This window comes from Pseudoalteromonas distincta (assembly GCF_005877035.1).
GTDB lineage: Bacteria > Pseudomonadota > Gammaproteobacteria > Enterobacterales > Alteromonadaceae > Pseudoalteromonas > Pseudoalteromonas distincta.
Genome location: NZ_CP040558.1, coordinates 2,196,473 through 2,217,801, shown reverse-complemented (window position 1 = coordinate 2,217,801; position 21,329 = coordinate 2,196,473). Strand labels below are relative to the sequence as shown.

General features: G+C 39.4%; 20 protein-coding genes and 10 tRNA genes. 14 read left to right on the top strand and 16 right to left on the bottom strand.

Annotated features, from left to right (window positions below):
• The first annotated feature begins 150 nt into the window (after positions 1-150).
• Both FFU37_RS09860 and FFU37_RS09855 read left to right on the top strand, forming a co-directional pair.
• Positions 151-1,320 (top strand): FAD-dependent monooxygenase, encoded by a 1,170-nt coding sequence (locus tag FFU37_RS09860; RefSeq protein WP_239022698.1) that lies wholly within the window; start codon positions 151-153, stop codon positions 1,318-1,320.
• A gap of 155 nt (positions 1,321-1,475) precedes the next feature.
• The gene (locus FFU37_RS09855) at positions 1,476-3,059 is read left to right on the top strand and encodes a putative bifunctional diguanylate cyclase/phosphodiesterase (protein WP_138489386.1); all 1,584 of its coding nucleotides are present in this window, start codon (positions 1,476-1,478) and stop codon (positions 3,057-3,059) included.
• A 41-nt stretch (positions 3,060-3,100) separates the two neighbouring features.
• Here the strand turns inward: FFU37_RS09855 and FFU37_RS09850 are convergent.
• The 16 genes from FFU37_RS09850 to lolB all read right to left on the bottom strand — a co-directional run bounded on the left by FFU37_RS09850 (position 3,101) and on the right by lolB (position 9,781).
• A tRNA-Gln gene (locus FFU37_RS09850) sits at positions 3,101-3,175 on the bottom strand.
• Between the two features lie 40 nt (positions 3,176-3,215).
• Positions 3,216-3,300: transfer RNA gene (locus FFU37_RS09845), tRNA-Leu, on the bottom strand.
• A gap of 71 nt (positions 3,301-3,371) precedes the next feature.
• Positions 3,372-3,446, bottom strand: a tRNA-Gln gene (locus FFU37_RS09840).
• 39 nt (positions 3,447-3,485) lie between these two features.
• Positions 3,486-3,570: transfer RNA gene (locus FFU37_RS09835), tRNA-Leu, on the bottom strand.
• Between the two features lie 71 nt (positions 3,571-3,641).
• Positions 3,642-3,716, bottom strand: a tRNA-Gln gene (locus FFU37_RS09830).
• A gap of 40 nt (positions 3,717-3,756) precedes the next feature.
• Positions 3,757-3,841: transfer RNA gene (locus FFU37_RS09825), tRNA-Leu, on the bottom strand.
• A gap of 88 nt (positions 3,842-3,929) precedes the next feature.
• Positions 3,930-4,006: transfer RNA gene (locus FFU37_RS09820), tRNA-Met, on the bottom strand.
• A gap of 5 nt (positions 4,007-4,011) precedes the next feature.
• Positions 4,012-4,086: transfer RNA gene (locus tag FFU37_RS09815), tRNA-Gln, on the bottom strand.
• A 39-nt stretch (positions 4,087-4,125) separates the two neighbouring features.
• Positions 4,126-4,210: transfer RNA gene (locus tag FFU37_RS09810), tRNA-Leu, on the bottom strand.
• 46 nt (positions 4,211-4,256) lie between these two features.
• Positions 4,257-4,333: transfer RNA gene (locus FFU37_RS09805), tRNA-Met, on the bottom strand.
• 454 nt (positions 4,334-4,787) lie between these two features.
• A complete protein-coding gene (gene ychF / locus FFU37_RS09800; RefSeq protein WP_002958547.1) occupies positions 4,788-5,879 on the bottom strand; it encodes a redox-regulated ATPase YchF in 1,092 nt (363 codons plus the stop codon).
• A gap of 53 nt (positions 5,880-5,932) precedes the next feature.
• Complete coding sequence (pth, locus tag FFU37_RS09795) at positions 5,933-6,517, bottom strand: aminoacyl-tRNA hydrolase (RefSeq protein WP_138489385.1); 585 nt, start codon at positions 6,515-6,517, stop codon at positions 5,933-5,935.
• A gap of 19 nt (positions 6,518-6,536) precedes the next feature.
• A complete protein-coding gene (locus tag FFU37_RS09790) occupies positions 6,537-7,148 on the bottom strand; it encodes a 50S ribosomal protein L25/general stress protein Ctc (protein ID WP_002958549.1) in 612 nt (203 codons plus the stop codon).
• Between the two features lie 149 nt (positions 7,149-7,297).
• A complete protein-coding gene (locus tag FFU37_RS09785; protein ID WP_002958550.1) occupies positions 7,298-8,245 on the bottom strand; it encodes a ribose-phosphate pyrophosphokinase in 948 nt (315 codons plus the stop codon).
• An 88-nt stretch (positions 8,246-8,333) separates the two neighbouring features.
• Positions 8,334-9,191 (bottom strand): 4-(cytidine 5'-diphospho)-2-C-methyl-D-erythritol kinase, encoded by an 858-nt coding sequence (gene ispE / locus FFU37_RS09780; protein WP_138489384.1) that lies wholly within the window; start codon positions 9,189-9,191, stop codon positions 8,334-8,336.
• A 2-nt stretch (positions 9,192-9,193) separates the two neighbouring features.
• A complete protein-coding gene (gene lolB / locus FFU37_RS09775; protein WP_033020640.1) occupies positions 9,194-9,781 on the bottom strand; it encodes a lipoprotein insertase outer membrane protein LolB in 588 nt (195 codons plus the stop codon).
• 83 nt (positions 9,782-9,864) lie between these two features.
• Between lolB and hemA the strand changes: the two genes are divergently transcribed.
• The 12 genes from hemA (at position 9,865) to rlmM (ending at position 21,321) form a co-directional block, all read left to right on the top strand.
• Complete coding sequence (gene hemA, locus FFU37_RS09770) at positions 9,865-11,121, top strand: glutamyl-tRNA reductase (protein WP_175413900.1); 1,257 nt, start codon at positions 9,865-9,867, stop codon at positions 11,119-11,121.
• A gap of 7 nt (positions 11,122-11,128) precedes the next feature.
• Positions 11,129-12,214: a peptide chain release factor 1 gene (gene prfA, locus FFU37_RS09765; RefSeq protein ID WP_002958554.1), complete on the top strand. Its 1,086-nt coding sequence runs from the start codon at positions 11,129-11,131 to the stop codon at positions 12,212-12,214.
• 2 nt (positions 12,215-12,216) lie between these two features.
• Complete coding sequence (gene prmC, locus FFU37_RS09760) at positions 12,217-13,056, top strand: peptide chain release factor N(5)-glutamine methyltransferase (protein WP_138489383.1); 840 nt, start codon at positions 12,217-12,219, stop codon at positions 13,054-13,056.
• A gap of 54 nt (positions 13,057-13,110) precedes the next feature.
• Positions 13,111-14,655: a response regulator gene (locus FFU37_RS09755; protein ID WP_002958556.1), complete on the top strand. Its 1,545-nt coding sequence runs from the start codon at positions 13,111-13,113 to the stop codon at positions 14,653-14,655.
• Positions 14,656-14,684: 29 nt separating this feature from the next.
• A complete protein-coding gene (locus FFU37_RS09750; protein ID WP_002958557.1) occupies positions 14,685-15,059 on the top strand; it encodes a SirB2 family protein in 375 nt (124 codons plus the stop codon).
• A gap of 149 nt (positions 15,060-15,208) precedes the next feature.
• Positions 15,209-16,036, top strand: a complete 828-nt coding sequence (locus tag FFU37_RS09745) for a tetratricopeptide repeat protein (RefSeq protein WP_002958558.1) — start codon at positions 15,209-15,211, stop codon at positions 16,034-16,036.
• Positions 16,037-16,050: 14 nt separating this feature from the next.
• Entirely contained in the window at positions 16,051-17,304 is a 1,254-nt protein-coding gene (locus tag FFU37_RS09740; protein WP_024595290.1) for a DUF819 family protein, read from the top strand.
• A 9-nt stretch (positions 17,305-17,313) separates the two neighbouring features.
• Entirely contained in the window at positions 17,314-18,168 is an 855-nt protein-coding gene (gene kdsA / locus FFU37_RS09735) for a 3-deoxy-8-phosphooctulonate synthase (RefSeq protein ID WP_002958560.1), read from the top strand.
• A gap of 121 nt (positions 18,169-18,289) precedes the next feature.
• On the top strand, positions 18,290-19,192 hold the full coding sequence (locus FFU37_RS09730; RefSeq protein WP_002958561.1) for a transcriptional regulator GcvA: 903 nt from the start codon (positions 18,290-18,292) through the stop codon (positions 19,190-19,192).
• Positions 19,193-19,194: 2 nt separating this feature from the next.
• Entirely contained in the window at positions 19,195-19,830 is a 636-nt protein-coding gene (locus tag FFU37_RS09725; protein WP_138489382.1) for an alpha/beta family hydrolase, read from the top strand.
• Positions 19,831-19,849: 19 nt separating this feature from the next.
• Entirely contained in the window at positions 19,850-20,218 is a 369-nt protein-coding gene (locus tag FFU37_RS09720; protein ID WP_175413899.1) for a DUF423 domain-containing protein, read from the top strand.
• A gap of 17 nt (positions 20,219-20,235) precedes the next feature.
• Positions 20,236-21,321 carry a 23S rRNA (cytidine(2498)-2'-O)-methyltransferase RlmM gene (gene rlmM, locus FFU37_RS09715; protein WP_002958564.1) on the top strand — a complete coding sequence of 362 codons (1,086 nt, stop codon included), beginning with the start codon at positions 20,236-20,238 and terminating at the stop codon, positions 21,319-21,321.
• The last annotated feature ends 8 nt before the right edge of the window (positions 21,322-21,329 follow it).

The window sequence follows — 21,329 nt, the reverse complement described above, 5'->3', positions numbered from 1 at the left end:
CCGTCCAGATCCAAGTATAGTTTTCATGTTTGTGATCTCAAATCAATACGAGGCGAGTTTAATCAGCAGTTAGGGATATCCTCTGGTATAAAACAAATTAATTTTGATACAATCAAAACAGACTCAAGTAATAATAAAATGATGAAAAACATGACTAAAAATAATGTGATAGTAGTTGGTGGTGGCATGGTTGGCGCGGCTATGGCGATAAAGCTTGCTCAACAGGGCTTTGGCGTACGCATAATCGAAAAACACCTAATAGACCCATCACAGATTCTTAGTAGTGATAAGGTTGATATTAGAGTGTCGGCTATTAATCGTTTTTCAGAAAATTTACTTGATGAATTAGGAGCAATGCCGCTTTTAAGGCAAAACCGCATAGCGCCTTATCAGCAATTAGAGGCATTTGAGCGCGGTGGTGATAATTTATTGTTTGACTGCGCCGATATAAACACCACGCATTTAGGCCACTTAATTGAAAATAGTTTAATTCAAGCAAGTTTATGGCAGCAATTTGATCATTATAAAATTGAGGTTATTGAGCAAGCCACACCTATTACTAAAATAGAGCAAACGGATGATTTAATTACGCTTGTGTATGGAGCTCAAACCTATACCGCTGATTTAGTGATTGCAGCCGATGGCGGACAATCGCAGCTGCGTGCTAAAGCTAATATAGGAATTACCGGCTGGCAGTATCAGCAACATTGCATGGGGGTATTAATTAAACTCGATGCGCCGCAACAAATTAAAACATGGCAGCAGTTTACGCCAAGTGGGCCACTCGCATTTTTGCCAATGCAGGCACCATACGCTAATTTAATTTGGTACGACGATGCAAATACACTGCAAGCATTTAAAGGGCTAAACCCAGCTGAGCTAAAAATGCACATACTTAATAAATTTCCTGAACTTGCTGGAGACTTTGAAGTACAAACTCATGCAATATTTCCGCTTACTCGCCAACATGCTAACAACTATTCACAAGGGCGCTTAGTTTTAGTAGGCGATGCAGCTCATACAATAAATCCGCTTGCAGGGCAGGGTGTAAATTTAGGTTTTCAGGATGTAGTGGCACTTGCTGAGGTTTTAGACAATGCAGGGGATATAGGTTGCCCACTAAAACTTAAAGAATATGAGCGAGCTCGCCGTAAGGCTAATTTATTAATGATGAGCATGATGGATGCCTGTTACTTTGGCTTTTCTAACCAAGTTGCGCCACTTAAATGGGCACGTAGCCAGTTTTTAAAAATGGCTAATAATACAGGCCCTATAAAAAACTGGGTTTTAAAATACGCAATTAGCGGTGATTTAGGCTAAATTTAAAGTAGAGATTAAAAAGGCTCATTTATGAGCCTTTTTTTATGTCTGTTTTTTAAGTGAACAAATAGTGACCCAGTTATATTAAATGAAATTTTAATTTGACTAGGGTTATATCACTAAACCGCAATTTAATAATTTTAAAGAGCCTATGTGTGGATAATTTTTTTTCAGTAATAATTATTTTAGGTGCGCTACTGCTAGTTGCTAGCTTAAAAACAACCTTTAAAGTTTGTAAAAAAACATCGCAAAGAGCGTGGAGTGTACTGTTATGCGCTATTGTCTGTTTTATTTTAGGGTATTGGTGGATACTTTATTACTTTTCAAATTACGATACGGCACCAATAATAAGAAATGCAGTTGCCACAATATTATTTGGTGGTGCAGGGTTTGTTTTCTTAGTTGTCAAACTGAGTTTAAAAAGCATCCTTAAAATAGAGCAAGCAACGCAGTATCAAAAATATCAAACTGAGCACGATAACTTAACAACCTTACCTAACCGCAATAACTTTTTTAAATCCTTGAGTAAACAAGTCGATTACCCTTCTTCATTTGCATTATTTTATATTGATTTAAATAATTTTAAACAAATTAATGATGCGTTTGGTCATCAATGTGGTGATCAACTACTGGCTGCTTTTGCTAATAAGTTAAGCAAAGAACTATGTGGCATTGCTAAATTATATCGAATAGGGGGGGATGAGTTTGCGTTCTTATTGAATACCGATACTGATGAAAGCATGGCTCACTGTGTAAATATTATAAACTCAGCCGTCAAAGCTCCGTTTTGTACACATGAGCAAATGGTTAAAATACAATTAAGTATAGGCGTAAGCCGTTTCCCAGATGATAGCCGATTACCTGACCAGTTATTAAAAAAAGCCAACTTGGCACTGCATGAAGCAAAAAAGACATTTCAACCTTTAGTAAATTACTCATCTGAAATAGGTAAACGAGCTGAGGACTTTTTTGATTTATCAGTCAAAATTAAAGCCGCGTTACACAAAGGGGAGTTCGAGCTTTATTTACAACCAATAATGAACTCCAAAGATATTCAATTGCATGGCCTAGAAGCGCTGATCCGATGGCCGCAAGCTGATGGTAGCTTTATTAGTCCTGAAAAGTTTATAAGTGTAGCTGAGCGTACAGGGCTTATTTTTGTTTTATCGAAATGTGTTGTACAAGAAGCAGTTAACCATATTAGAAAACTTAAACTGTTTGGGTTTACCGGTACTATTCATGTCAACTTATCAACGAAAGATATTGAAAGCAGCGAGTTTTACGAATTTATAATTAGCTTACTTACTACTGACCCGACTTTAAGTGATTCACTAATATTTGAAATTACAGAAGGGGCAATGATGACAAACATACCCGCAGCAAGAAAAATGATGCAGCAGTTAAGTATGCGTGGATTTAAATTTAGTGTTGATGATTTTGGTACGGGGTTTTCGTCACTGTCGTTATTAAGGGAGTTGCCCATAAACCAGATAAAAATAGATCAATCGTTTATCAAAGATATGCTCATTAATCCGCCTGATTACGCTATTGTAGAATCTACGTTGTTTTTGGCGAGCCGATTAAATTGCGATGTAGTAGCTGAAGGAATAGAAACCAAAGAAGTAGAGCAAGCGCTATTGAGTATGAACTGTGATTATTTACAAGGGTATTTATATAGCAAACCAATAAATATAGACGAATTTATAAATGTATATTTAAGTACAGAAAAAGTAAGCTGAATTTAATGAATATTGAGAAGTTTTAGAGAAGGAAGTCAAATTGGCTGGGATACCAGGATTTGAACCTGGGAATGCCAGGATCAAAACCTGGTGCCTTACCGCTTGGCGATATCCCAACTATAAATTTGATATTAATTTTAGTTCTTAATAAGAACATGGTGCGGAAGGAGAGACTTGAACTCTCACATCCTAAGATACTGGAACCTAAATCCAGCGCGTCTACCAATTCCGCCACTCCCGCATCACTAATGTGCTCATTTAACCTCTAAGCTAGAGTAATTCTTTTATTCAACTTTCCTTGGTAGAAGAAGTTGGCTGGGATACCAGGATTTGAACCTGGGAATGCCAGGATCAAAACCTGGTGCCTTACCGCTTGGCGATATCCCAACAAAGAATTCTTTTATAATTTTAGTTCTTATCAGAACATGGTGCGGAAGGAGAGACTTGAACTCTCACATCCTAAGATACTGGAACCTAAATCCAGCGCGTCTACCAATTCCGCCACTCCCGCATCACTAATTTGCTCATTTAACCTCTAGGCAAGAGTTATTCTTTTATTCAACTTTCCTTGGTAGAAGAAGTTGGCTGGGATACCAGGATTTGAACCTGGGAATGCCAGGATCAAAACCTGGTGCCTTACCGCTTGGCGATATCCCAACAAAGAATTAATTGATATTTTTAGTTCGTATCAAGAACATGGTGCGGAAAGAGAGACTTGAACTCTCACAACCGAAGTTACTGGAACCTAAATCCAGCGCGTCTACCAATTCCGCCACTCCCGCATCGTTTGTGTTATAAAACACAGGTAGTTATTTTAGACTCTTCATTGAGTGCAATTTAACTCTTGCAGAGCCACTTCTAAAAAAGAAATGGTGGCTAAGACGGGATTTGAACCTGTGACCCCATCATTATGAGTGATGTGCTCTAACCAGCTGAGCTACTTAGCCATTGTTGGCTGGGATACCAGGATTTGAACCTGGGAATGCCAGGATCAAAACCTGGTGCCTTACCGCTTGGCGATATCCCAACAATAACAATTGATAGTTTTAATTCTTATCAAGAATTATGGTGCGGAAGGAGAGACTTGAACTCTCACATCCTAAGATACTGGAACCTAAATCCAGCGCGTCTACCAATTCCGCCACTCCCGCACACAAAGTAGTTATTTTAAACTCTTCATTGAGCAACAAAAAAATATGGTGGCTAAGACGGGATTTGAACCTGTGACCCCATCATTATGAGTGATGTGCTCTAACCAGCTGAGCTACTTAGCCATCTTTTTTGTTAGCACTTCATCGCTGAGTGCGGGGCGTATTATGCTGATATGACCCAAATTCGTCAACACCTTTTTTGCAAAAAAACACTTAACTGTGTTTGTTTGCAGGAAAATTAAGCTAAGCGGCTAAATTTTAATAAAAATGATGATTTTTTGAGTGCAATTCACATACAAAATTTGTCGCTAAATAAAAAAAGCAAAAACCAATCGTTTGAAGCTGTTTGATTATTCAACAAATTATTACGCTCTGGTTAAATCTTAACATTAATTTGTTTAAGAGGTACTTATTTTTGAGGTTTGATCTTCTGCTTAGGGTGTATTTTTAGATTAAACGTAGGTATTTAGGTTGGGGCTATATCAATTTTATAAGTTTATAACGTTGGAGGTACAAAAAAGGCTCGTAAAAACGAGCCTTTAAAATTATTACCAATACTAATTTGGTTTCATTTGACTTATACGTTGAACAAGAAGTTCATTACATCGCCGTCTTTAACAATGTACTCTTTACCTTCTTGACGCATCTTACCTGCTTCTTTTGCGCCGCTTTCACCTTTAAAGGCAACAAAGTCGTCAAAAGCAATCGTTTGCGCACGAATAAAGCCACGCTCGAAGTCGGTATGGATTTTACCCGCTGCTTGTGGCGCTGTTGCACCTACAGGGATTGTCCATGCACGCACTTCTTTAACACCCGCAGTGAAATAAGTTTGTAATTGTAGTAATTCATAACCACCACGAATAACAAGATTAAGGCCGGGCTCTTCTAAGCCAAGATCAGCCATAAACTCAAGCTTGTCTTCGTCATCTAATTCTGAAAGCTCAGATTCGATAGCAGCACATACAGGAACGACAATCGCATCTTCTGCTGCAGCAATAGCGCGTACACGGTCAAGGTATGGATTATTTTCAAAACCATCTTCAGCAACGTTTGCAATATACATAGTTGGTTTAATAGTTAAGAAGTTGATAGAGCTGATTGCTGCTTTTTCTTCTTTAGTTAATGCTAAAGCGCGTAAAGTTAAGCCTTCATCAAGATGCACTTTTACTTTTTCAAGTACGGCATTTTGCTCTTTGGCGTCTTTATCACCACCTTTTGCTTTTTTTGCGTTACGGAAAAGGGCTTTTTCAGCGCTATCCATATCAGCAAGTACTAACTCAGTGTTGATTACGTCAATATCGTCAGCAGGGTCAATAGTGCCTGCTACGTGAATGATGTTTTCATCTTCAAAACAGCGAACTACGTGGCCAATTGCATCGGTTTCACGAATGTTAGCTAAAAACTGGTTACCAAGGCCTTCACCTTTAGATGCGCCCTTTACCAAGCCAGCAATGTCTACAAATTCCATACTAGTGGTAAGAACTCGTTGAGGATTAACAATTTTAGCAAGTTCGTCTAGACGAGGATCTGGCACAGGTACCACACCTGTATTAGGCTCAATGGTACAAAAAGGAAAGTTAGCGGCTTCAATACCCGCTTTAGTTAGTGCATTGAAAAGCGTTGATTTACCTACGTTAGGCAAGCCAACGATGCCACATTTAAAACCCATAGTAAGATACCTTGTTTAGAATTCGTTTAAACGGTGTACTTGGACCCAAGTTACTAGGGTTTAAACGAATGTAGTCTGTTTTGTGCTTTTAACACACCATCTTTTGCAAGTATTTCCATGCAACGAACTGCTTCATCAACAGCAGCATCCATTTTTTCTTGGTCTTCTTTGGCCGCTTTTCCAAGCACCCAACCAGTTACCATTTCACGATGCCCCGGATGACCTACACCAATGCGCAAGCGCATAAAGTCTTTTTGATTTGCCATTTTTGCAATAATGTCTTTTAAACCATTATGACCGCCATGCCCGCCACCTTTTTTTAATTTGGCAACGCCTGGGTCTAAATCCAATTCGTCATGGGCAACTAAAATGTCCTCGACAGGGATTTTGAAAAAATTAGCTAAACTACTGACCGCTTTACCACTTAAATTCATGTAAGTAGTGGGGATCAATAATTTGAATTCTTGGCCTTGAATGATCACTTTGCCTGTAAGGCCGTGATATTTAGGAGCGTGTTTTAGAGTGCAGTTATAGCGTGCAGCGATTTGCTCGATGAACCAAGCACCTGCATTGTGGCGTGTGTTTGCGTATTCGGGGCCTGGATTAGCCAGGCCCACAAGCATTTGAATAGAATTCAAGGTTGCGAGACCTTAAATATTATTCTGCTGCTGCAGCGTCGTCTTCAACTGGAGCTGCTTTGTTTGCTTTGATAGTCAGGATAGACTGATCATGGCCTTCGCCTTTAGCTAAATCTACAGAGCTAACGCCTTTAGGGAAAGTTAGGTCAGAGATATGAACTGAATCGCCAACAACAAACTTAGAAACATCTACTTCAATGAATTCTGGAAGTGCTTTTGGAAGACACGTAATTTCAACTTCAGTTAACTGGTGAACAACAGTTGCGCCAGCTTTAGTTACAATCTCTTCACCGATGAAGTGTAGAGGAACTTTAGTTTGAAATTTATGAGTAGCATCTACACGTTGGAAATCAAGGTGAGTAAGCTTAGGCTTGAATGGGTGACGTTGGATATCTTTTAAGATTACTTCAACAGCTTCGCCATCAACGTTAAGCGTAAGGATATGCGTGTAGAAACCTTCGTCTTCTTGAGCTTTGATCATATCTTTATGAGCAAAAGTAAGAGATAAAGCTTCTTTATCAGCTCCGTAAAGGATTGCAGGAACTTTGTCTTCGCGACGTAGGCGGCGGCTCGCACCAGTACCAGTTTCTACGCGAAGTTCAGCGTTATACGTATAAGTTTTGTTAGACATGATGTCTCCAGTTATTTAAATGTGTAGGGCCTTTGCGACCAAGGTCCCTAGCCAAAAGGCGCGCTATCATACCACCACGCCCAGATAAAATAAACATCGCTTACAAAAAAAGCGCCAAAAGGCGCTTTTATATTCAGGAATGTTTAATTTTAGTGTTCAAACATCGCTGAGATAGATTCTTCGTTACTAATACGACGAATAGTCTCTGCTAACATGTCAGCAAGCGTAAGTACCTTAACTTTATCAAGGGCTTTAAGCTCATCAGATAGCGGAATTGAGTCAGTTACAATTACTTCATCAATCATTGAGTCACGTAAGTTTTCGGCTGCTTTACCTGAAAGGATAGGGTGCGTTGCGTATGCAAATACACGCTTAGCGCCATGTTCTTTAAGTGCTTCTGCGGCTTTGCACAATGTACCACCGGTATCAATCATATCATCTACGATAATACAATCACGACCTTCAACGTCACCAATAATGTGCATTACTTGAGAAACATTTGCTTGAGGGCGACGTTTATCAATGATTGCTAAATCGGTATCGTTTAGTAGTTTTGCAATTGCACGAGCACGTACAACACCACCAATATCTGGAGATACAACAACGACGTCTTCAAAGTCGCGTTCTTTCATATCTTCAAGTAATACAGGGCTGCCAAATACGTTATCTACAGGTACATCAAAGAAGCCTTGGATTTGTTCAGCGTGTAAATCAACCGTAAGAACACGGTCAACACCAACACTTGATAAGAAATCTGCAACAACTTTAGCGGTAATTGGAACACGAGCAGAACGTACACGACGGTCTTGGCGCGCATAACCAAAATAAGGAATGACGGCAGTAATACGACCTGCAGATGCACGACGTAGAGCATCAACCATAACGATAAGTTCCATCAGGTTATCGTTTGTAGGGGCACAGGTTGATTGCAAGATAAAAACGTCCGAGCCACGAACATTTTCATTTATTTGAACACTGATCTCACCGTCGCTAAAACGGCCAACAACAGCATCGCCTAATTCAATATATAAACGTTTTGCAACTTTTTGAGCTAACTCAGGTGTTGCGTTACCAGCGAAGAGCTTCATGTCAGGCACGGTAGGGTTCCTCAGGCACTGAATATTTGGACTAACGGGCAATGATAAATATCACTGCGGGTTAACTTATGATTACTTGTACGTTACTTCATTGATCGAATATGGCGGTTAACTCCGTATGAGCAGGTGAGACATTTGCGCTTGAAGCCACAAAACCCTGCCAAGTATGGGGGAGATTTTCAAGTACATCTTGTGCTTGAACTTGGCTAGCAAATTCGACAAAACAACATGAACCTGTTCCGGTCATCTTCGACGGGGCGTATTTTAGCAACCACTGGAGGGTTTTTTCAACCTCGGGGCAAAGCTTTTTAACTAAAGGCTCACAATCGTTGGTCAAAGTATGGTGTTTCCAGTCGCCTATTATTTTTGGTGTGTCGCGTTTTAAATCTGGATGTGTAAATATTTTTGCGGTACTTACATGTTGGTTAGGGTGTACAACGCAGTACCATTTTTGTTCAAGTGTTACTTGGTGTAGTTTTTCACCAATACCGTGCGCTATGGCGCTTTGACCTTGTATGAACACTGGAACATCTGCCCCTAACTTGAGCCCCAATTGTGCTAGTGTTTCTAAATTTAGTGCCAATTTCCATAACTTATTTAGGGCTAATAAAGTACTCGCTGCGTCAGATGAACCTCCTCCAACACCGCCCCCCATCGGCAAGCGCTTAATTAAATTTATTTTTACACCCAAAGAGGTTTTACAGTGTGTTTGTAATAATAAAGCCGCTTTATAGATAAGATTATCATTTAGAGGGATGTCTTTAGTATCACCACCGACAGAAATACTCCCATCTGTTGTTAACTCAAAATGCAGCTCATCACCAAAATTTAAAAAAGTAAATAAGGTTTCAAGTTCATGATAGCCATCTTCTCGGCGAGCATTAATATGTAAAAATAAATTGAGTTTTGCCGGAGCAATAAGTGAAAAAGAGGTTTTGTTATTCATACTTATTTAAACTGCCAATCGTATAGTTGAATTTTAATTTTTATTTGTTGGTGCTTTAACGTCAGTTTAGTAGGTAACCAGTAACCTGCGTTTTGTACATAAGTGCCATAATCTATTTGCCATTTTTTGCCTGTATTATCAAACCATAATACTTGCTTTGCACGCCCAAGCTCATCAACAATTAAACTTTCATCGTCAATAGTGCCTTTAAGCCAGTTATCGGCATTATCAACCGGTAGTGTAAAACCCGTTAATCGTTTTAAAAGCTCTGCAGCGTTAGTATCAAAGTATTGCTCACCGTCAAACTCTAATTCAGCACCGTTAGCTGTTTGTTTAAGCGACAAAATACGAGTACCAATAAAAGTAGTCAGTATTAAATTATTGGAATTTGTTGTTTGCTGCCAATTTAAGTTTGCAGATTGACGCTCTTCAGGGCTAATAAATGCTAGTTTACCTTCTACTTGCCAAGTTTTTTGAGCAGCTAAACGTGGTTTCCAATCATCATAAAGTGTTGTTTTTGTATCAATTTGATGAGCACAGCCACCTAAAAACAAAAAAAACATGAATAAAATCAAATATTGTCGAATCAAATGTTGTTCCTTACTTTCCATATTCCGCTGATTTTTGGTAAAATTACCGCCTTTGAAGTAGGGCTCAGCAATATTTGGCAAATATGACCATAATAGCACTAGGTATAAATCACAAAACCGCATCCGTAGAATTACGTGAAAAAGTGGCTTTTTCGCCTGAGCAAATTTCAGAGGCGTTGCAACAATTAAGTGGCCATGCCGACTTTAATGAAGCGGTTATTGTGTCTACCTGCAATCGAACCGAGATCTATTGTAGCCTCGCTCAGCAAAATTCCCAAACACTGTTGAGCTGGCTTGCCAGTTTCCATGGTTTGGATGAACATGAACTGAGCAAAAACATTTATTGTTACGAAGATAACGATGCTATTAATCACTTAATGCGCGTGGCGTGTGGGTTGGATTCTTTAGTGTTGGGCGAACCGCAAATTCTGGGGCAAATAAAGCAATCGTTTTTTAGTGCTAAAAACCACGATGCAGTAGGTGTTACGTTTGATAGATTGTTTCAAAAAACATTTTCGGTAGCGAAACAAGTTAGAACTGAAACCGATATTGGCGCAAGTGCGGTATCGGTAGCGTTTGCTGCAGTTAACTTGGCAAAGCATATTTATGGCAAGCTTGATAAGACCAATGTGTTATTAATTGGCGCAGGTGAAACCATTGAATTGGTTGCTAAACATTTATACCAAAATGAGCCTCAAAATATCACTGTTGCAAATAGAACTATTGAGCGAGCTCGTAACTTAGCTGACGAAGTGTCGGCAGATGTGATTGCTTTGGCGCAATTGCCTGAGCGTTTGCATAAAGCCGATATAGTGATTAGTTCTACAGCCAGCACTTTACCTATTATTGGTAAAGGGGTGGTTGAGCAAGCGCTAAAGCAGCGACGTCACAAACCTATGCTATTTATAGATATAGCGGTTCCCCGTGATATAGAAAGCCAAGTTGGGGAGCTAGATGCTGCCTATTTATATTCCGTTGATGACTTACAAACCATTGTAAGCGAGAATATGGCAGCGCGCGAGCAAGCTGCACAGCAAGCGCAAATAATTATTACTGAACGCACCAAAGAATTTGCAATGTGGATGCGTTCACTCGATTCGGTAGATTTAATCCGCCATTATCGAAATGATGTACAAACAATTAAGTCTGAACTTGTAGAGCGTGCTGTTAGTCAGCTCAATACAGGTAAAGATGCAGAAAAAATTATATTAGAGCTCGCCAATAAATTAACCAATCGCTTAATGCACGCGCCTACCCGTGCAATACAAGATGCAGCGAAAAAAGGTGAAGTGGCGCAGCTAAACCAGTTGAAAAAAATGTTAGGTATTGATCAGGAATAACCGTTAAATGAAAGAGTCTGTTTATAATAAATTAGAAACCTTAGTAGAGCGTTACGAAGAAGTACAAGCGCTGCTAAGCGACCCGTCGGTCATTAGTGATCAAAACCGTTTTCGTGCGCTTTCAAAAGAGTATTCTGAGCTTGAAGAGATTGTAAAAACGTTTTTAAACTATAAAGAAACGCAAGACGATTTAGCCAGTGCAGAAGAAATGCTTAAAGATTCTGACCCTGAAATGCGTGAAATGGCGCAAGAAGAATATAAAGAAGCAAAAGCACAAATACTAGTGATTGAAGATCAAATTCAAGTATTAATGTTGCCAAAAGATCCGCGAGATAACAACAACGTGTTTGTTGAAGTACGTGCAGGGACGGGCGGCGATGAAGCGGCTATTTTTGCTGGTGACTTATTTCGTATGTACAGCCGCTACGCAGAAAATAAAAAATGGAAAGTAGAAGTTGTAAGCACCAATGAAGGTGAGCATGGCGGTTACAAAGAAGTTATTGCAAATATCAGTGGCGAAGGCGTTTACGGTCAATTAAAGTTTGAATCAGGCGTACACCGCGTACAACGTGTGCCAGAGACTGAATCACAAGGTCGTGTTCATACCTCAGCGTGTACTGTTGCGGTTATGGCAGAAGTACCAGAAGCTGAAGCGATACAAATTAATACAGCAGATTTAAAAGTTGATACATTTCGTGCATCAGGCGCAGGTGGTCAGCACGTAAATAAAACTGATTCTGCTATTCGACTTACACATATACCTACCGGTGTTGTGGTTGAGTGTCAGGATCAGCGTTCGCAGCATAAAAACCGCGCTAAAGCGATGTCAGTACTTGCAGCTCGACTGCAACAAGCTGAAGATGAAAAACGCCATGCGGCAGAAGCTTCTGAACGTCGTGACTTGGTAGGTAGTGGCGATCGTTCTGAGCGTATTCGTACTTATAACTACCCGCAAGGTCGTATTACCGATCACCGTATTAACTTAACACTTTATCGTTTAAACGAAGTGGTAGCCGGTGATTTAAGTGCGATTATTGACCCATTAATGCAAGAGCATCAAGCTGACTTACTTGCGGCCATGGGCGACGAGTAATTGTGGCTCACACTCTTGAACAAGCAATTGCTGCAGGTGCTGACTTATTAGCACTTAGCAGCGAAAGTGCTAAATTAGATGCACAAGTTTTACTTCTTCATATACTTCAAAAACCTCGCAGTTACCTTTTTACTTGGCCAGAACATGCGCTTAGTGATGAGCAACAATCGCAGTTTAATGTATTTATCCAAAGACGTTTGAAAGGTGAGCCCGTAGCCCATATAACTGGGCTGCGTGAATTTTGGAGCTTATCGCTTGAAGTTAACGCAACGACCCTAATACCTCGACCAGATACTGAAACATTAGTCGAGCAAGCACTTGAAATAGCGCTACCCGCTACAGCAAAGGTGCTTGATTTAGGCACAGGTACTGGTGCAATAGCGTTGGCACTGGGTAGTGAAATGCCTAGTTGGCAAATTACTGCAGTAGATAGAGTAAGCGATGCAGTTGCACTTGCTACACGTAACCAGCAGCGATTAGCGATTAATAATGTACATGTTAAACAGAGTAACTGGTTTAGTGAGTTGCATGGCGAAAAATTCAATTTAATTGTCACTAACCCTCCTTATATAGAAAGTAGCGATATACATTTAAATCAGGGTGATGTGCGCTTTGAGCCTCTATCTGCATTAGTGGCTGATGATTGCGGAATGTCTGATATTAAACAAATAATTACACAATCACGTGACTATTTGTCATCTAATGGCTATCTTTTAATAGAACACGGTTTTGAGCAAGGTGAAGCTGTTCGTCATTTCTTTGAAAAAATGGCGTTTGTTAATATTAAAACAGTGAAAGACCTTGGTAACAATGACCGTGTAACACTTGCACTGTGGCCCTAGAGAATAATAATTGCCTACTAGTGCGTTAAATAATGCCATGAAGGAATTTCGACTATGATGGGTGATTTTTTATTTTCAGATGAACCAGAAGAAACAATCGATGAGATTGAACACGGTACCTGGAAAGTATTAATCGTTGATGATGAACCTGAAGTTCATGCTGTTACAAAACTAGCACTGAGTGATTTTGAGTTTCAAAATAAACGCTTAGAGTTTATTAGTGCCTACTCAGGTGCTGAAGCGAAAGAGCTCATAAAAGAGCATCCAGATGCCGCTATTGTGCTTCTTGATGTGGTAATGGAAACCGACGACGCTGGTTTGCAGGTTGCTAAGTTTATTCGTGAAGAAGCTAAAAATAATCATATACGGATTATTTTAAGAACAGGCCAACCTGGCCAGGCACCTGAACGTCAAGTCATTATTAATTATGATATTAACGATTACAAATCGAAAACGGAGCTAACGGCTCAAAAATTATTTACTGTTATTATGTCGAGCCTACGCTCGTATCGGGATATTATTTCGATTGAGCAATCACGCGAAGGGCTTGAGAAAATAATTATAGCGTCTCGTGATATTTTTTCTGCGCATTCAATAGAGCACTTTATTGAAGGCGTTATGCAGCAATTAACATCTTTATTGGGTATTGCTGATCAAGCTATGTATGCCACCACTTTAGTTGCACAAAACCCAGAACATGAAAAAAATAAAAAGCTAATAGTTTGCTCTGGCACTGGCGATTTTGAAAAAAGTGAAGGTAAAGAGCTTGATGAGGTATTACAAGCTGAGCAGTTAAGTGCGTGTCATCAGGCGCTTAATGATAAAAGTATCATTTATAAAGATAATTACTTATTTGCGTACTGCAGTAGTGAGTACAATCATAACTCAATGCTGTTCATATCAGGTGTCCCAAAGGATTTAACGGATACTCAGCGTCATTTAATCAAAATATTTTCTCAAAATGTGCAACTTGCCTTTGAAAATGTGCAGCTTCAGTCTGAAATAGAAGCGACACAACAAGAGCTTGTTTATAGGTTAAGTGAAGCAGTTGAGCAGCGATCAACCGAGACAGGTAATCATGTTAAACGTGTAGCACATATTTGTCATATTTTAGCTGAGGGCTATGGTTTATCTAAACATGATGCAGATTTAGTAAGGTTGGCGTCGCCTCTTCATGATGTAGGTAAAGTGGGCATTCCTGATGCGATTTTAAACAAACCAGCAAAGTTAGAACCTCAAGAATGGGAAGTAATGAAAACCCATACTGATAAAGGCTATACTATTTTAAAAGACTCTCCCCATGAAATTGTGAGTACAGGTGCAATTATTGCAAAAGAGCATCATGAAAAATGGGATGGGTCTGGTTACCCACAAGGTCTAAGCGGAAACGCAATTAATGTATTTGGCCGTATAGTCGCACTTGCTGATGTATACGATGCACTTCGCCATAAACGGTGTTATAAAGAGCCTTGGACATTACAAAATGTGGTTGATGAAATTAATGCTCAAAAAGGCACACATTTTGAACCAAAAATGGTTGAAGTATTTAACGAAAAGCTTGATGAGTTAGAGGCGGTTCTTAGCCGTTTTCCTGATTAGATTTTTATAAAACAGAAGTACAGGGGCATATGGATTATTTAGCAGTAAAGCACTCGCACATGGCAATTGCGATGTTAAGTGTAATATTATTTTATGTTCGCGCTTTTTCGCGAATGGGCAGTGGTAAATTAGCAAAAAATAAAGCGATAATGATTGGTAGTCACAGTATAGATACTTTGTTATTAGTGTCTGCACTTACGCTTATATTTATGGCTAAAATTAATCCGTTTGAACAATATTGGCTATTAGAAAAAATAGTTTTAGTGGTTATATACATTGGTATTGGGGCTAAAAGCGCCCGACAAACTAAAATGGCGGCTAAAGTTGCTTACGTTTTAGTTAACACTGCTGTTATTTTAGCGATAGGTTATTTAGCGACGTCTAAATCAGCTTTTTTGCTTTAAGTAATACCTGACTATTTGAGCTTTATAGTTGTTTTGTAAAGCTCAAATACAACTCCCTCTCAGAAAATATTCAAATACACCTCTATATTGGTATATAGCTTTAAAGTTAGGTAAACTACGCCTTCGTTTTCTAAAATGTTGCAGTATTAATGACTACCCTCGGGTTTGACGAACACGATGAATCTTATCTTGATGATGCTTACGATGAATTTACACCTCCAGCGATTTACCGCTGTATTAAAGCAGAGTCAAAGTGGGACCCTCAGATAGATTTAACACCATGTTATGAAACTTTAACTGACTTTGAACAGCAAATTTCAGCGCTGTGTTTAAAAGTGAGTGATGAGCACGATCGCCTCGAAAAATTATTAGATATGTTTTACAGTGATTGGCTATTTAGTGCATCAGGTCTAAAAGTGCCTGAATATAAATTAAATACATTAAGCTATACGCTTTCTATGCGCAGTGGTTCACCTACAACACTGGCAATTATACTTTGTCATTTTTTACAACAAGCTAACTGTGACGCGAACCTTAGTCTTACCCAAGGTGATGTTGGCGTACATGTGGCGATTAGTGACGAAGAAGGCTACATAATAGAGCCAAGCAGTGGACAACAAAGTTGGTATATTATCCCTGAAAACGCAGATGAAGATGATGGTCAAGAGCAAGAGCCACTAGAACTGATTTTTGATGACGAAGTATATAAGTTATTTTTAGCTCAGCAAAAATGGTCTTTCATTAGCGAAAATAAATTTGGTCATGCTTTAACCTGTGTAGAGATGCTAATGGAGTTAATAGGCGACGACCCGTATGAGAGACGCGACAGAGGTTACTTATTAAATCAGCTCGGTTGCCCTAAAATGGCACGTGATGATTTACAGTTTTTTGTAGATGAGTGTCCGGACGATCCTGCAATAGAGATTATTCAACACCAAATAGAAGAACTAGAAGATAATAATAAAACGCACCATTAAGAATAGGAATAATTATGGTTGAAACTCAAAGCGCATTAATTACAAATGATGCCGTTGTGCTTGGTTTGCTTGCTATTATTTTGGGGTTTATTTTTAAAACCTCAAACAGTGAGCGTCCAGCTTTAAAACGATTTTATAAATACGTACCTGCTTTATTACTGTGTTACTTTTTACCTTCGTTATTAAATACCTTTGGTATTGTAGATGGTAATAAATCTAATGTTTATTATGTGGCTTCGCGCTACTTACTACCTGCCTGTTTAATACTACTTACCATTAGTATTGATTTAAAAGCGATTATTAACTTAGGCCCTAAAGCACTTATTATGTTTTTAGTGGGTACTTTAGGTATTGTTATTGGTGGGCCATTAGCTATTTTAGTTGTGAGCGCATTTGACCCAAGTATTGTTGGTGGGCATGGCCCAGATGCCGTATGGCGCGGTATGACAACTGTTGCAGGTAGCTGGATTGGCGGCGGTGCTAACCAAGCATCAATGAAAGAAATGTTTGAAGTTGGTGGTGATATATTCTCAGTGATGATTACAGTAGATGTAATTGTCGCTAATATTTGGATGGCTGTTTTATTGTTAATGGCAGCAAATCATAAAAAGATTGATGCAGCGACGGGTGCTGATACAAGCGCAATTGAAGACTTGAAAAAGCGTGTAGAAGAATATCACGCAGAACATGCACGCATCCCAACTCTTAATGATTACATGACGCTGATTGCAATTGCATTTGGTATAACTGGCTTAGCACACTTTTGCGCTGACTTTTTGGGGCCGTACTTTGGCACTACTTATGAATGGGCAAAAGAATACAGCTTAAACAGTAAATTCTTTTGGCTAATTGTTATATCAACAACGATTGGTATAGGCTTATCGTTTACTAAAGTGAGGCAAATAGAAGCGTTTGGCGCTTCAAAAGTAGCTTCTAGCTTTTTATATATTTTGGTTGCATCGATTGGTTTACACATGAATGTAACCGCTATTTTCAATAACCCTGGGCTATTTTTAGTGGGTGCAATTTGGATGTTAGTGCATGCAAGCATCATGTTAATTGTGGCTAAACTGATTAAAGCACCGTTATTTTATATGGCAGTGGGTTCTCAGGCTAATGTGGGCGGCGCAGCGTCAGCACCTGTTGTAGCATCAGCGTTTCATCCGTCATTAGCGCCTGTTGGTGTCTTGTTAGCTGTACTAGGCTACGGTGTGGGTACTTATATGGCTTATATTTGTGGATTAATGATGCAAGCAGTTGCACCTTAAGGAATTTAAATGAAAGACCAAATTATTAAAATTAATGAAATTGAACTTGCAAACAACAAACCGTTTGTATTGTTTGGTGGTATTAACGTATTAGAATCTCGCGATTTAGCAATGCGTGTTGCAGAGCATTACGTAGAAGTTACGACGAAACTAAATATTCCTTATGTATTTAAGGCCTCATTTGATAAAGCTAATCGCTCTTCAATCAATTCGTACCGTGGTCCAGGTATGGAAGAAGGTTTAAAAATATTCGAAGAAATTAAAAACACGTTTAAAATTCCACTAATTACTGACGTACATGAACCGCATCAAGCTGCACCTGTTGCAGAAGTTGTTGATGTAATTCAGTTACCTGCTTTTTTGGCGCGTCAAACAGATTTAGTTGTGGCGATGGCTAAAACAGGTGCAATTATTAATGTGAAAAAACCACAGTTTTTAGCGCCACACGAAATGCGCCATATCATTACTAAATTTAATGAAGCTGGTAATAACAACGTAGCCCTTTGTGAGCGTGGTTCTAGCTTTGGTTACAACAACCTTGTGGTTGATATGCTTGGTATGGATGACATGAAGGCAATGGCACCTGTTATTTTTGATGCAACACATGCGCTACAACGCCCTGGTGGACGAGCTGACTCTGCTGATGGTCGTCGTGCACAAGCTGCAGAGCTTGCGCGCAGTGGTATGGCGTTGGGTATTGCTGGTTTATTTATCGAAGCGCATCCAAATCCTAACGAAGCTAAATGTGATGGCCCATGTGCGCTAGCGCTTAGCAAGTTAGAAGGGTACTTAACGCAAATGAAAGCGGTTGATGATTTAATTAAAAGTTTTGCCCCACTTGATACAAGTGCAAGCGATTTATAATTAAGCATGATGTTTATTAAAAAGCGACTCAGGTCGCTTTTTTTATGCCTTTAATATACACAAACTTATATGATGTATATAATCTCACGCATAAGAAAAACTAATTCTAAGCTTGGTTATTATGTCAAGACGGGTACCTCCATTAAACGCATTAAAAGCCTTTGAAGCGGCTGCACGCCATTTAAGTTTTACAAAAGCTGCAGAAGAGCTTTATGTAACGCAGGCGGCAGTAAGTCATCAAATAAAAACACTTGAAGAGCATTTAGGGCTGAAGTTGTTTTTACGTAAAAACCGCTCTTTATTATTAACTGAAGAAGGCCAAGGCTATTTTTTAGATATTAAAGAGATTTTTACTCAGCTTATTGATGCAACTGAAAAGCTATTAGCTCGTGGCGCTAAGGGCTCACTAACGGTAAGCCTAACCCCTAGTTTTGCTATTCAGTGGTTAGTGCCTCGTTTGAGTTTGTTTAATGAGTTACATCCAGAGATAGATGTGCGAATAAAAGCACAAGACCAAGATGAAAACTCACTCACTGATGACGTAGATATTGCTATTTATTATGGAAGGGGTCATTGGAATGGCGTACAAGCGTACAAGCTTCATACCGAATATTTAGTACCACTTTGTAGTCCTATGTTATTAAGCGGGTTAAAGCCGCTTGATCAACCTAGTGATTTAGCGCATCACACACTATTACACGACACTACACGTAAAAACTGGAAAACGTGGATGAAAACCGCAGGCGTGCGTAACATCCAGGTAAATCAAGGGCCTATATTTAGCCACTCCTCTATGGTGTTACAAGCAGCTGTACATGGACAAGGTGTGGCAATTGGCAATAGTGTATTAGCTAAACCCGACATAGACGCAGGGCGTTTGGTAATTCCGTTTAATCATAGCCTAGAGAGTAAAAATGCGTATTACTTAGTGCTTCGTGAGTCGCAAACAGAGCTTGGTAAAATAGTTTCGTTTAAAGAGTGGATGCTGAGCTTAGTAGAGCATGAGCAAGAACATGAGTATTAATAATGATTGAATGGTTTAAAAGCACGGAGCAACCTGCAATAGCACAGTTTATATTTGCACATGGCGCAGGTGCTGGTAGCGATTCTGACTTTATGCAGCACATGGCAAAATTAATAAGCGAGCAGGGGGTTGATGTTGGTTTATTTGATTTTGAATATATGCAAATCGCTAAACAAACTAATAAACGCAGGCCTCCTGAGCGAGCACCAAAGTTACTTATTTATTATGAACGAGTGCTAACGAATGCGCAGCCAGATTTACCGTTGTTTATAGGCGGTAAATCGATGGGCGGTCGCATGGCATCAATGCTTGCATGTAGTACAGAGCAAAGCCTTTCAGGTGTTATAGCATTTGGTTATCCATTTCATCCGCCGGGTAAGCCAGAAAAATTGCGCACCGATCATTTTGCTAATATTGTTTGCCCTTTTTTAGTCTTACAGGGCGAGCGAGATACATTTGGTACACGTGAAGAACTTCTTACTATGAAAATGCCAAAGCAGCCTTTGTTTACTTGGCTGAGTGATGGCGATCACTCATTAAAACCACGTAAAAAAAGTGGCGTAACTGAACTGCAAAATAGAGAAACAGCAGCGTTAAGTGCCGTTGAATTTATTAAGCAACAAATTGAGATACGTTAAGACTCGAGCAGGGGGTTAGATGATTAAATTATTTTTAATGACCGGTAGTATTTTTTGTATGCTTTCGGTGATGTTAGGTGCATTTGCTGCCCATGGTTTAAAAAGCCGCTTATCGGAGTATTCATTAGGCGTTTTTAAAACGGCTGCTGAATATCAAATGGTGCATGGGCTTGCACTCATTGCGGTGGCTATTTTAATTAAATGGGGTATAAACCTGAGTTGGGCTGGTGGCTTTTTTATAACGGGCACACTACTTTTTAGTAGTAGTCTATATTTACTCGCTCTAACAGGAATGAAGTGGCTTGGGCCTATAACACCGCTTGGTGGGTTGTGCTTTATTATTGGTTGGATTGTTATTTTAGTGCAAGTTGCACGATTTAAGTTTTAAAGAGTTTAAGGGGTAATATGTCTAGTGTTGTGATTTTTTGTCGTAGTGGTTTTGAAAACGATGCCGCTGCAGAAATAACGTTTCATGCTGCAGAGCAAGGTTTTGCAGGGTATGTAAAAGCAAAACCAAATACAGGTTATGTTGTTTACGAATGTTTTGAAGCGCATCACAGCGACGAAATAATCAAAAAAGTTGATTTTAAAAACATGGTGTTTGCACGTCAATGGTTTGCCGGCACATTACTTGAAAACATGCCAGTAGAGGACCGTGTGGGCGCAGTAGTTGAAGCTGCTAAAGATTTTACATTGTGCTCAGAACTGCGCGTTGAAACGCCAGACACAAACGAAGGCAAAGAGCTTTTAACGTTCTGTAAAAAAATCTCAACACCGCTTAAAAAAGCCCTCGAAAAACAAAATACTGTACTACGTGAGCCAAAAGCAAATCGCCCAGTAATGCATGTCATGTTTTTAACAAACAATACGGCTTATGTTGGTTACTCGTATAGCTTTAATAATTCTCCATTTTTCATGGGTATTTTGCGCCTTCGTATGCCAAGCGATGCACCGAGTCGCTCAACGTTAAAACTCGATGAAGCATTTAACGTATTTATACCTGAGCAACAACGCGAGTCACGCGTAGCTGCCGGTATGCGCAGTGTTGATTTAGGTGCATGCCCTGGTGGTTGGACTTATCAGCTTGTACGCCGTGGTATGTTTGTAAGTGCTATTGATAACGGCCCAATGAATGACGATTTAATGCAAACTGGGCAAGTTAAACATTTTAGAGCCGACGGTTTTAAATATCGCCCAGAAAAAAGAAATATTACTTGGTTAGTGTGCGATATGGTGGAAAAACCGACCAAAGTGACTACGCTAATGATTGACTGGGCAGTAAATGCATACGCAAAAGAGTTTATATTTAACTTAAAGCTGCCTATGAAAAAACGCTTTGATAGTGTTTATGAATGTCTTTCGATGATCAGAAAAGAGCTTGAGAAACAAGGTATCAATTATGAGTTGCAAGCTAAACATCTATATCATGATCGTGAGGAAATAACCGTTCATTTAAACGTTACTAAGGTGCCACAAAATTTGTATAGTTAATATGTAGA

What these genes read in the sequence shown, in the direction of transcription:
- FFU37_RS09750 (WP_002958557.1), top strand. Translation starts at nt 14,685, where the DNA reads ATGGATTATTTAGCAGTAAAGCACTCGCACATGGCAATTGCGATGTTA.
- ychF (WP_002958547.1), bottom strand. Translation starts at nt 5,879, where the DNA reads ATGGGTTTTAAATGTGGCATCGTTGGCTTGCCTAACGTAGGTAAATCA.
- ispE (WP_138489384.1), bottom strand. Translation starts at nt 9,191, where the DNA reads ATGAATAACAAAACCTCTTTTTCACTTATTGCTCCGGCAAAACTCAAT.
- FFU37_RS09725 (WP_138489382.1), top strand. Translation starts at nt 19,195, where the DNA reads ATGATTGAATGGTTTAAAAGCACGGAGCAACCTGCAATAGCACAGTTT.
- FFU37_RS09755 (WP_002958556.1), top strand. Translation starts at nt 13,111, where the DNA reads ATGATGGGTGATTTTTTATTTTCAGATGAACCAGAAGAAACAATCGAT.
- rlmM (WP_002958564.1), top strand. Translation starts at nt 20,236, where the DNA reads ATGTCTAGTGTTGTGATTTTTTGTCGTAGTGGTTTTGAAAACGATGCC.
- FFU37_RS09860 (WP_239022698.1), top strand. Translation starts at nt 151, where the DNA reads ATGACTAAAAATAATGTGATAGTAGTTGGTGGTGGCATGGTTGGCGCG.
- FFU37_RS09790 (WP_002958549.1), bottom strand. Translation starts at nt 7,148, where the DNA reads ATGTCTAACAAAACTTATACGTATAACGCTGAACTTCGCGTAGAAACT.
- FFU37_RS09745 (WP_002958558.1), top strand. Translation starts at nt 15,209, where the DNA reads ATGACTACCCTCGGGTTTGACGAACACGATGAATCTTATCTTGATGAT.
- hemA (WP_175413900.1), top strand. Translation starts at nt 9,865, where the DNA reads ATGACCATAATAGCACTAGGTATAAATCACAAAACCGCATCCGTAGAA.
- FFU37_RS09730 (WP_002958561.1), top strand. Translation starts at nt 18,290, where the DNA reads ATGTCAAGACGGGTACCTCCATTAAACGCATTAAAAGCCTTTGAAGCG.
- FFU37_RS09720 (WP_175413899.1), top strand. Translation starts at nt 19,850, where the DNA reads ATGATTAAATTATTTTTAATGACCGGTAGTATTTTTTGTATGCTTTCG.
- kdsA (WP_002958560.1), top strand. Translation starts at nt 17,314, where the DNA reads ATGAAAGACCAAATTATTAAAATTAATGAAATTGAACTTGCAAACAAC.
- FFU37_RS09740 (WP_024595290.1), top strand. Translation starts at nt 16,051, where the DNA reads ATGGTTGAAACTCAAAGCGCATTAATTACAAATGATGCCGTTGTGCTT.
- prfA (WP_002958554.1), top strand. Translation starts at nt 11,129, where the DNA reads ATGAAAGAGTCTGTTTATAATAAATTAGAAACCTTAGTAGAGCGTTAC.